The following is a 600-nucleotide window of genomic DNA, read 5'->3' as shown; positions in this document are numbered from 1 at the left end:
ACCCACATCGAAGGTTTGGCGACTCGGATGAGTAAGATCATCAACAGTTTGCGCCAATTCGCTCGCAAGCCAGAAGGTGAAAGAGAAGTGAAGTCTGTAAGTGTTCATGAGGTGGCGGAGCAAGCATCCACCATTGTGAACACGCGAGCGAAGCGTCAACAGATCATCATAGAAAACCAGTTACCTGATGATGTAAAAGTGCAAGGCGACATGTTGGCGCTAGAACAGGTCTTCATTAACGTCTTAGTAAACAGTTGTGATGCGTTGATGGAAAGCACAAGGGACGAACAAAAACGGATTCAAATCGCGCTGGTGGAACGCACCAGCCAAACCACATTGATTGCGATTAGTGACAACGGCATTGGGTTTGGTGAAGAGATTGTGCAGCGGATTTTTCAGCCTTTTGTGTCGACAAAAGAAGTTGGCCTAGGGCTGGGGATGAATATTTGTAAGTCATTAATAGAAAAGCATAAAGGAAGTATCTACCTCGCTTCCTCATTAGAAAAAGGTGCGATGGTTGTGTTGGAGTTACCCAATGAGCAATAACCCATATTCAGTATTATTGGTCGATGATGATCAGGATGTTTTGGACTCTTATTC

Annotated in this window: 1 protein-coding gene; it reads left to right on the top strand. The window is 44.7% G+C overall.

Features of this window, described 5'->3' with window-relative positions; all coding sequences use genetic code 11:
* The coding region (locus tag R7Z50_RS29030; protein WP_318149950.1) for an ATP-binding protein at positions 1-546 on the top strand (546 nt) is incomplete at its 5' end.
* Positions 547-600 lie beyond the last annotated feature (54 nt).

It is taken from the genome of Vibrio sp. 1249-1, assembly GCF_033340495.1.
This window is presented reverse-complemented; position numbering and strand designations above follow the sequence as displayed.